Source organism: Pontibacter sp. HJ8 (genome assembly GCF_054824225.1).
Map to the genome: position 1 here is coordinate 1 of NZ_JSYF01000451.1, position 4,439 is coordinate 4,439.

Annotated in this window: 7 protein-coding genes; all 7 read right to left on the reverse strand. The window is 51.2% G+C overall.

What is annotated here, in order from left to right; all coding sequences use genetic code 11:
* Positions 1–201: DUF262 domain-containing protein (locus OB13_RS17630; protein ID WP_461491501.1), on the reverse strand; the 201-nt coding region annotated here is incomplete at its 3' end.
* 58 nt (positions 202–259) lie between these two features.
* The gene (locus tag OB13_RS17635; RefSeq protein ID WP_461491502.1) at positions 260–433 is read right to left on the reverse strand and encodes a hypothetical protein; all 174 of its coding nucleotides are present in this window, start codon (positions 431–433) and stop codon (positions 260–262) included.
* A gap of 246 nt (positions 434–679) precedes the next feature.
* Positions 680–1,201, reverse strand: a complete 522-nt coding sequence (locus tag OB13_RS17640) for a CHRD domain-containing protein (protein ID WP_461491503.1) — start codon at positions 1,199–1,201, stop codon at positions 680–682.
* 117 nt (positions 1,202–1,318) lie between these two features.
* Positions 1,319–2,551: a hypothetical protein gene (locus tag OB13_RS17645; RefSeq protein WP_461491504.1), complete on the reverse strand. Its 1,233-nt coding sequence runs from the start codon at positions 2,549–2,551 to the stop codon at positions 1,319–1,321.
* Positions 2,529–3,095: an RNA polymerase sigma factor gene (locus OB13_RS17650; protein WP_461491505.1), complete on the reverse strand. Its 567-nt coding sequence runs from the start codon at positions 3,093–3,095 to the stop codon at positions 2,529–2,531. The genes OB13_RS17645 and OB13_RS17650 overlap by 23 nt, the downstream gene beginning before the upstream one ends.
* Positions 3,096–3,468: 373 nt before the next feature.
* A complete protein-coding gene (locus OB13_RS17655; RefSeq protein WP_461491506.1) occupies positions 3,469–4,203 on the reverse strand; it encodes a PRC-barrel domain-containing protein in 735 nt (244 codons plus the stop codon).
* Positions 4,204–4,227: 24 nt separating this feature from the next.
* Positions 4,228–4,439, reverse strand: a 212-nt coding sequence (locus OB13_RS17660; RefSeq protein WP_461491507.1) for a hypothetical protein, incomplete at its 5' end; no start/stop codon positions are given.

A 4,439-nucleotide genomic window follows, 5' to 3' on the forward strand; every position in this document is an offset into this window, starting at 1 on the left:
TGCTGGAATAAATACCATCAATCCAAGAAAGTAATAATCAGAATCACTTAATCTTGCCTCTTCAATATCATTAAACAATTGAGCTACTTCATCCTCTCCCCATGAGTAATCCCGTTGATGATGAGGTACTAAATAACGACTACCTTCACTTAGTATCCTGCCAAGACCAATTGTTGGGGCTTCAAAAATATGAGTGCTCATGCTACTTGCTTTTATTTAGATTCAGAAGAATATTTAAAATGGTTTAATAGATCTTTACTTATTCACAACCTAGACCCAATCCCTCCAAATTCCCCTGAATCCGCTTTTCCAACTGATCGCCTTCCTCAAACTGAGCGGCCGGTTCGGTGGTCAGCAGCTTCATCTTCTCTTCAAACGGAACGTCATCGTAATCCTCGGCTTCGTAGCCCACGTAGTTGCCTGGGGAAAGCACCTAATTGTCATTGTCAGCAATTAGGGTCAATACGGTGCTGTCGAACAGGCATTCAAAGCCATGTACTGATACCCAGTGTTTAAACAGGATTTCAAGATAAACAAATTGCACCGTAATTGCTGATAAATATATATAAATCTTAAAATATTTACGATACATGCATAAAAGAACCCCGGCTGGCTTTTGAGGGCCTTGCCGGGGTTACTGGTGCAAAACAGTTTCTTTTACGCTACTTCTTTTTGCTTCTTAGCGAAGCTGTCCTCTGAGCTCACCGTTGGGGTAGGTGGTGCTGTGAATATTGAGGTACCACAGGCCGTCCAGGAGCTGATCTTCCTCTACCTGGGTCAGGGCTCGGGTCTCCCCGGAGACGCTGCCGGAGCTGCCGACATCATCGCCTGGATTGTAGCCTCCGCCGCCGGTGGCAAGTGGAATACCTATCACGATGCTGGCACTTTCAGTCAGCGAAGCAGGTCCATGAAAGTGCATACCTTCCGTATTGTCATTCGTGTTGCCCAGCGACCAGGTCACTCTGTAGGTGATCTTTTTAGTGTCCATGTTGTAGGTGGCATTCAGTGTGCCTGTACCGGTGCTGGTAACGGGCGGGGTCTGCACCTCGTTGGCTGCGGTCAGGGCAATGTTATTAAAGGCAACTTCCGCAGCAGGCGGGGTATCGTCGTCATCGTCGTCACTGTCGTCGCAACTGTTCACAACGAATAGCAGGCTGAGGAGTAAACTCACCACCAGCCAGTAGTTTTTAAATAATTTCATCGCTTTAAATTTTAGATGGATTTACAATTCAATCGGTCACATACACCCACAGGAGTTCCTGCCAGTATGCATCCGTGCTGTGTTGCCCGGGCAATGGATAGGGTCAGGTGAAGGATGTTACTGCTTCAGTCGGATGGTATAGCCTGCCGTAAAAAATACGCCTGCGCTTGTCAGCTTCACTTGCCCGGCGCCTATACCTGAGAGTGGAAATTTGACAAACGGCTCCACTCCAACGGAGAAAACAGGGGATAATTTACGGCTATAGCTCACAGACACATTTTGTACCCCAAACCAGTGCCTGTTCTCGTTCGAAAATCTTGATGTTCTGCTGTAGGGCTCTGCGCTGTAGGTATAGTTATACCTGTACTTTTCCTTCAGCATGAAATAACTGGACACCCCGGCCAGCAGCGCCACTGTATTTTTTTCGTTGCCCAGCAGGCGGAAGCTCAGGTTCAGGGGCACGTCCAGCACCCGGCATTCCGCATCGATGGAGGACGGTAATTTCTTGCCATCCCAGAAGTCGGGTGTAGGCCGGTAGTTGTCCGGATAGGCCTGGTATACCTTGTGTGCCCACAGCGCGCCGGTCACCAGGCTTAACCTGCCAGCCAGCGGAATACCTACCAACAGACCGGCGTTCTGGCTGATGCCTTCCGGGTCGCTGAACCGGACGGTGGTCACATCCGGGGCCACTGCCAGCGTAAGTTGCAGGCTGCTACCGAACGTGCTCTTGCGCACGCGTTCCGGGTTCGGGCGGTAGCTGCTGTCTGCCTGCGGCTTTGGCGCTTCCGGTACGCTGGTCATGAGCAGAAGGGTATCCAGTGTTAATGTTCTCACAACAACAGCGCTTGTATTCAGCTTTTCTACTTCCTGCACAGGTATAGCAGTTCGCATTTCCGGGGAAGTGCTCCAGGCAGCAGGGGGTGAGACCTGCTGCCTGTCACTCTCTAAAGCACTTTCTTTTGCCATACCTGCCAATGGGCTTCGGCTTTTCTTTTCACCGGGTGAGAAGGGCTGCTTACCTCCCAGCCGCAACTTAGCGCTTGCGGTGGCGCTTTGGCTTCGCGGCTCCTGTTCCTGCACCTGCGGCGATTCGGTTGTCGCTGTTACTGCCTGTTCAGGTATAGAAGCGGGTTCCGGCTTCAGCAGGCTCACGGTTATACCTGTGCCTATCATCAGCAGGATCAGTAGCGGGTACAAGTACTTCTGCCACACTGCAGGACCGCCTTCCGCCAACTCCAGCTTTTTTTCCATGGCCTTCCAGTCTTCCGGATCATAAGGCGGATCGTAGCCCTCAGCGCTCCTCCTGAACAGGTTGTCGAGCTCCTCGTCAGACATGTTGTTTATGCTCATCTCTCCTGGTTTTAGTTAACGCTGCTCTTAAGTTAGCCCTTGCCTTGGCCAGGTTCGACTTGGAAGTCCCGACGGAAATACCCAGCAGTTTTGCAATCTCTTCGTGGGTGTGCCCGTCTATCGCGTACAGGTTGAACACCGCCCGGTATCCCGGCGTGAGGGCCTGCACCAGGCTGATGAGGTACTCGTAGTTGATCTGTTGCAACACATCGTATGTATCCGCCTCCGGCTCTGCCGCCTCCAGGTCCATCAGATGATAGTGCTTGAGGTTGTGCCGGTAGTTATCCAAAGCTGTATTGATCATGATGCGCCGGACCCACCCTTTAAACGGCTTTTTCGGATCGTACTGCGCCAGCCTTGTTAACACCTTCAGGAAGCCGTCGTTGAGCACATCGCGGGCTTCTTCGGCATCTTTGGAGTAGCGCAGACACACACTCATAGCATAGCCATAGAAAAGCCTGTACAACTTTCTTTGTGCTTCCCGGTCTGCTTTCATACAGCCGCAAAGCAGTGCGACTACTTCTTTGCTTTCAGTTTCACTCACCCTGTCAGTAGCTTTGTGCCCCCATCACGGCAGATTTTTCAATACGGTTGCCTTGCCTTTCAAAAAAATCTTTAATTATTCTTATATGTACGTTTCTGCTTCTCTGCAGGCAAGCTTTCTGCTCACCGATGTGCGCTATGCTCGCTGCTGTTTTCAGGTATAGCAGCAGGTGAAAGGGCAGGGGGAATGCTTTCTGTAAAAATCTATCCGGCGGGTTGGGGGTTCCGGCCTCAGGATCAGGTATAGGATTGAAGATTTATGCGGATAATTATGCGCCTTAACTGTCCGGAAAGGGTATAAAAAAACTGCCCCTTCAGGTAAGGGGCAGTAGCTTTTACTCAGGAAGGCGGAATCTAAGGCCGGATGAAAAAACTTAGAGGTTCAACGCTCTTTTCTTCATCAGGATAAACTCTTCTTCTGTGATAGAGCCCCGCTTTCTGAGATTTTCCAGCCGCTCGATGGTCGTGATCGAATCTTCGACCGTGCGTGGCTTGCTTTCATCGTGCAGGTCGGCAGTGGTGTCTGTTCGCTCCACGTCTCCGGTCGTATAGGTTGTGTCGCGCCGGATCTCCTGGTCGGAGGTATAGAAGCGGTTTTCGTTGTAGGTCTCGTTGTCATAAAAGTCGTCGGAGATGGGGCGCGTCTCAGTCCGGCTTTCGCGCACCGATTCATCAAACTCCTTGCGGTATACCTCCGGCGTATCAGGCAAGGTATCCTTATGTGCCCGCATGATCGTGTCTCGCACGGCATACTCGTAATCTTCGGGTATGTCGACGCCGCCGTATACTGGGTAGCTGCCGATAGTGCGGGAATCGATGGAGGGCACGAATACGTTTTTGCCGCTTTTATCGAGGGCTGCCGCCCCGATGGGCACCAGTATGTACTGGTCAGCGTCGGTTGTAAAATACCGCTTGTCGGCGACAACGGAGAGGTAGCGTACTTTCATGGATTGCGGATCCACGATCAGGTCCCGGATGGTACCCAGGCTCTCGCCATCGGCACCTACCACGCCCCAGCCCATCACGTTCAGGCTGTCTTTGGCCACCTTGTAGTCCTTCATGGCACTCAGTGGCATCAGGCGTTCATTTCTCAATTCATCATTTTTCATCGTATTGTTGAGGTTAAATTCTTATCAGACTCGTGCAACCTGGTACTGCGGAGACTGTGGCCCGGCCTGCTCCACCATACCGGTTGAGTTCGTATCTACATCCACATCGACAGAGGTGTCGTCGCGCAAATATTCGTAAGCCACCCAGCCAATGAGTGCTAAAAGAATGATCAGGAGTATCCAGGGCCAAACCGGTTTTTTTCTCCGTTCGATGTTTATTTCTGCCATTTTCGTAC